The 4,700-nt window shown below is 68.6% G+C and carries 2 protein-coding genes; both read right to left on the bottom strand.

The window, feature by feature from the left end; genetic code table 11:
• Positions 1 to 615: hypothetical protein (locus D6718_04595; GenBank protein ID RMG46965.1), on the bottom strand; the 615-nt coding region annotated here is incomplete at its 3' end.
• 13 nt (positions 616 to 628) lie between these two features.
• Positions 629 to 4,663, bottom strand: coding sequence for a hypothetical protein (locus tag D6718_04600; GenBank protein RMG46966.1), 4,035 nt, complete (start codon positions 4,661 to 4,663; stop codon positions 629 to 631).
• Positions 4,664 to 4,700 lie beyond the last annotated feature (37 nt).

The following is a 4,700-nucleotide window of genomic DNA, read 5'->3' on the forward strand; positions in this document are numbered from 1 at the left end:
CTGAACGGGCTGCAGCGAGGGCGGGGAGCCGGCGGTGGCTGTGGCGCGGCCGAGCCGCTCGACGCGGAAGCCCTGGTCGTCCAGTCCCCAGACCTCGTAGACGTAGGTCACGCCCGGCGTGACCGTTTCGTCAAGCCAGCCGAGGCCGAAAGCGAGCGCCACGCCGTAGTTGAGGTCCGGCAGCAGCGCCGCCTGCGCCTTCTCGGAGCTCGTCGCGTTCGGCGACTGCATCAGCAACAGGTCGTTCGCGTAGTCGTCCCCGAGGCTGTCCTGGATCCAGCCCAGGGCGTCGGAGCGCCCCGGAGCGGTGAAGATCGCCTCGATCTCCGCCGCGGTCTGCGCCGGACCGATCGGGTCGTCGTTGAGCTGGACGAAGCTCAGCGAGTCCGCCTCGCGCCGGTCGACGTCGTAGTAGCGGTAGCGGGGAGACGTGGTCTCCTCGGTCATCCAGCGCACGAGGATCCGGTTCTGGTCCCCGTCGGCGACCGCGTGCACGAGGGTCCGCTCCGCCGGCGGGGCCGCGGTCGCACCCGGCAGGCCGGCGAGGACCGCGATCCCGAGCAGGAATCGCGCGGACCGGTTCTGGTGACGGCGTGTCGAAAACGTCGCGTTCATCGTTCCACCCCGCTCACGGTGAGCACTCGAAATCGGGCCCCGTGACCTGCAGGTTGAGGTCGTCCGGCGGATAGGTGCCGGTGGCGGTCATCTCGGCGACGCAGGAGAGGCACCAGTCGTCGTCGAGCACGTCCTCGGGCTTGTCCCAGCTCTCCGCGTCGCAGAATCCGATGCCGCCGCCGACCCAGAAGTCCCCGACGATCTTGAACAGGTCGTTGATCTCGCCGCCGATCAGCGTCAGGTCGCCGCGCACCGAGACGATGCAGGCGCCCTCACCGGCGATCCATCCCCGCACCTTGCCGCCGTAGCCCGAAGACAGGTACCAGCCGCCGACCGACACGCCGGCCGAGACCTGGAACGGACATCCGTAGTCGAAGATCCGCGCTTGGATGGCGCAGCGGATGAAGCCGCCGTCGAACGCGTCGATGCCTTCGAGGAAATCGGCGACGTCGGGATCGATGTCCCGCAGCGGCGTCATGTCCGTGGTGTTGCCGAGCAACACGTTGCCGTCGATTCCGTAGCCGGACCAGTTGACCTTCAGTCCGGCGACGAAATACCAGTTCCCGTCGGCGAAGAACTTGAGCGTCGCGCCGAGCTCGTCGAAACCGACTCCCGACAGCCCGCCCTTGGTCAGGTCGATGGTCCCGGTCAGGCTGTGGAACTGGAAGCCCGGCATGTCGTAGTCGAGTTCCCAGGTCATGAACTCGTCGTCACCGTTCGCTTCCGTCGTGCTGGGCGGCGGGAACGGGATCGACTGCTCGGCCGGCAGGTCCACGTTCGGACTCGCACCGGGCGTCTGGCGGCGCCGGAATTCGCTGATCGGCTCCTCGCCCTCCTTGACGTGCCGGTCGACCGTCAGCAGCGAGCCGTCGAGTTTGAAGAACTGGCCGTTGGAGTCGAGGTTCGACGACAGCAGGAACATGTCGATCTGGGAGTTGTCCGGGGCGAAAGCGGCGTAGCCGGTGATCTTGGAGCCGTTGACCGGCGGCGTGCCCGTGCCGTCGACGTTGAACTTCGTGTGCGCGTTCGGATGGTCCTTGAGATCGTCCATCGCGCCGCTCGAAAGCATCTGGTCCCGCAACACCGACGGCGGCGGCAGGAGATGCCCCTGCGAGCCTGGATAGCCGAGCTTGGTCAAGGCCGCGTCGTAGGCGCTGCCCCACGGCATGACGATCCCGGCCGGCATGATCGATTCGAGATGCGATTTGTGGGGTTGGGTCACGTTGCCCCACAGCCGCATCGCCGCCGCCGGTCCGAGATCGGCCTCGCCGCCGACGATCTCGCCCGGGCGCATGATCAGACCGGTGCCCGCCTTCGCGGAACCGAGGTCGATCGCGCAGTTGTTCGGATCGTTCGGGTCGCACGGATCGGCGAAGGCGAAGATGCTGCCGCGCCCGCGCCCTTCCTCGTCGGTGCCGTCATCCGGATCGGAGGTCTCGCCCGGCGTGAAGTAGTCGATCTTGAACGGGATCTGGACCGTGCTCTTCGCCATCTCGCGCGTCGCGACGGCGTGGGCGACGTACGCCGGTTGCCCGGGCTCGGCGCAGAGCGGGTTTTGCACCTCGTCGCACTCCTCGTGCAGGTCGGCGAGATGGTTCGTTCCCGGGTAACGCTCCCGTTCGACGCGGATCCCCACCGGCGTCAGCCCGAAGTAAGGCAGCTCGAGATCGCCGCGGGCATCGACGTAACCGAAATCGGCGGTCGGGGAACCGGCGGGCGGGATGACGTCATCGTGGTTCGGCGCTCCGGCCGCCGCGAAGTCACTGAAGGCGAACCCCTCGGCATCGAAGGTGTAGGGCGGCTGTGTCCCGGCGCCGGTGTTCGGGTCCTTGTCCTCGTCGAAGCCGAGGCGGGCCACCGACGTGGGCTGGATCTGTCCCGCCTCGCCGTTCGGGTGGACGTCGAAGTAGGCCTCGATGTCAGGGTCGAATCGAGCGACCGGCGTCACCGCCTCGACACAGGCGGCGGCGGGAGAGGACACCTGATCCGCGCAGCCGTTTTGCTGCGGTACGGGACACTCGACCGGGGAATCCTTGGAGCTGAACTGGATGCCGTACGGGTAAAACGTCTGATCCCAGTACGCGAGCTTGCGCTCGATCAGCGTATCGGGGGAACGCGCGGAGTCGAGCATCCCGCAGTTGCAGATCGACATGCCGTCGAAGGGAATCGATGTGTCGGACGGCCACGGAAGGTTGAGGTCGCCGGCGACGATCGTGTCCTGCCCCTCGCTGCGCGAGCGGAGGAAAGCGAGACCGTAGGTCGAGAGCGACAACTTGAACGTGTTCACTCCGTCGCCGGTCGTGAAGCCGGAGTCGCCGCCGTCGAAGACGCCCGTCACTCCCGAGTAGCGGGAGTAGAACGCCATCTCCCGGTCGCCGTAGCCGGCCTTGTCGGGGGGAATGTCGAAGCTGACCATCGTTCCCTGGATGTCGGTGTCCCAGACCGGCGCCGGGTCGCTCGGCGCCCGCGGCGGGCACAACGGCGAGAACCCGCCGTCGACGCAGGTCTCGCCGGCGGCCGTGTCGCAGTCGGCGTCGGTCGCGCAGAACCTCGGCATCACGGTGCCGTCGCTCGCCTTGCAGACGCGGTTGCGGTTGTAGTTGATCCCCGCGTAGACGCCGCGCCCGAGGACGGTGGGGACGGCGCTGGCGTGCCACGTCCGCTGGGGATCGTTCGCCGCCAGTGCCGGCGGCACGAAGAGCGTGCCGCAGCCGAGCTGCCGGGCGTCGTTGCGGGCCCAGCGGATCTCCGGGACGCCCGACGGGTCGAGGTTCGTGTCGAGGCTGGTGATCCCGGCCAGTAGACTCCCGTCGGCGCCGATCTGCGGCTGGAGCGATCCGGTCTCGAGGTCGTGCTTGCGCGGTGCGACGGCGGTGTTGCACGGATCGGGCGGCCGGCCCTGCCACAGCGTGCCGCCGGCAAACCAACCGCCGGCGATCGCGCCGTCGACGATGTCGATGTGCGCCGGGTCGCTGAGGCGCACCTTGAACCGGCTGGGAAACAGCGTCTCGAACACGATGACGTTGCCGGCCGGGTCGAGGTCGAGCGACAGCGACATCCCGTGCACGGTGCAGGAGGCGTTCGACGGCTTCCACGCGCCGCTCTCGAGGTAGCCGGCGTTGGCGATCGTGCCGGCCGTGCAGACGACGCCAGGCTCGGGGTCGGTGCAACCCCGGATCTGGGAGGGTTGGAGCCCGGTCGAGAAGGAACCGTCGGGCGGATGCGGCGTGTAGGCGGGCGGGCCGCCGCCGGCCGTCCCGGGCGTCGTGAACGAGACGGTCTTCGCCTGGAAGTGCGTGACGTGCGGCCCCAGCCGGAACGGCAGCCCGTCGGGCCAGAAGCGCATCCCGCTCGTCGCGCCGTAGGTCTCGGTCGTGTCGACGGTCAGGTCCTGCGGCAGCCGGAAGGCATCCAGCTCGATCCGCGAGAGCAGCTCGCCGGTGTTGACGTCCTCGACGCGGAAGGCGTCAGGAGGTTGGAGATAGGCGTTCGGCTCGCTCCCGATCGCGCCGGTGACCGCGCCCTTGTTGCCGTACAGGTAGACCTGCGGGATCCGGTAGTCGAGGTACTCCGGCGCGACGCAGGCCGCCTTCAGCTCCGGCGGCTGTGTGGGCGTGAAGCGCTCGGTCGGGTCGAGCGGGACGTAGGTCGGCTCGTTCCCGCCTGGACCGCCGCCGCCCTTGCCCGGCGTCAGATCGGAGGAACTGATATCGAGCTCCAACGTGTCCTGATCGTAGGGGCAGATCGCCGGGTCGTACGGCCCGAACTGGATCTCGGCCCTGCCACGGAAGTTGAAGCTCCCCGGGGGGGCGTTCGGATCATTCGGTGGCCCGCAGAAATGGCAGTCGACGATGTGCGCCGTGACCTCGTAGGTCGGGTCGCCTTCGTCGAACACTAGGATGTCGGATCTGAGGTCGCAGCCGACGCCGCCCGCCGGCGTGCAGGAGGTCGGCGGCGGCCCGGCGAGCGCGGGCGCCACCACCACAAGGAGGGCCAGGATGCAGCCGGCGAGGCTTCCCGCTCGCGACCGGGTCCTGCTCTCCGCCATCGATCCTCGCTCTGTCCGCATGGCAAGATCTCCGCAA

The sequence above is a fragment of the Acidobacteriota bacterium genome, from assembly GCA_003696075.1.
In the GTDB taxonomy this organism is placed as follows: domain Bacteria; phylum Acidobacteriota; class Polarisedimenticolia; order J045; family J045; genus J045.

Excerpts from the sequence above, each read along its gene's own strand:
- D6718_04600 (RMG46966.1), bottom strand. The coding sequence starts at position 4,663 with ATGGCGGAGAGCAGGACCCGGTCGCGAGCGGGAAGCCTCGCCGGCTGC.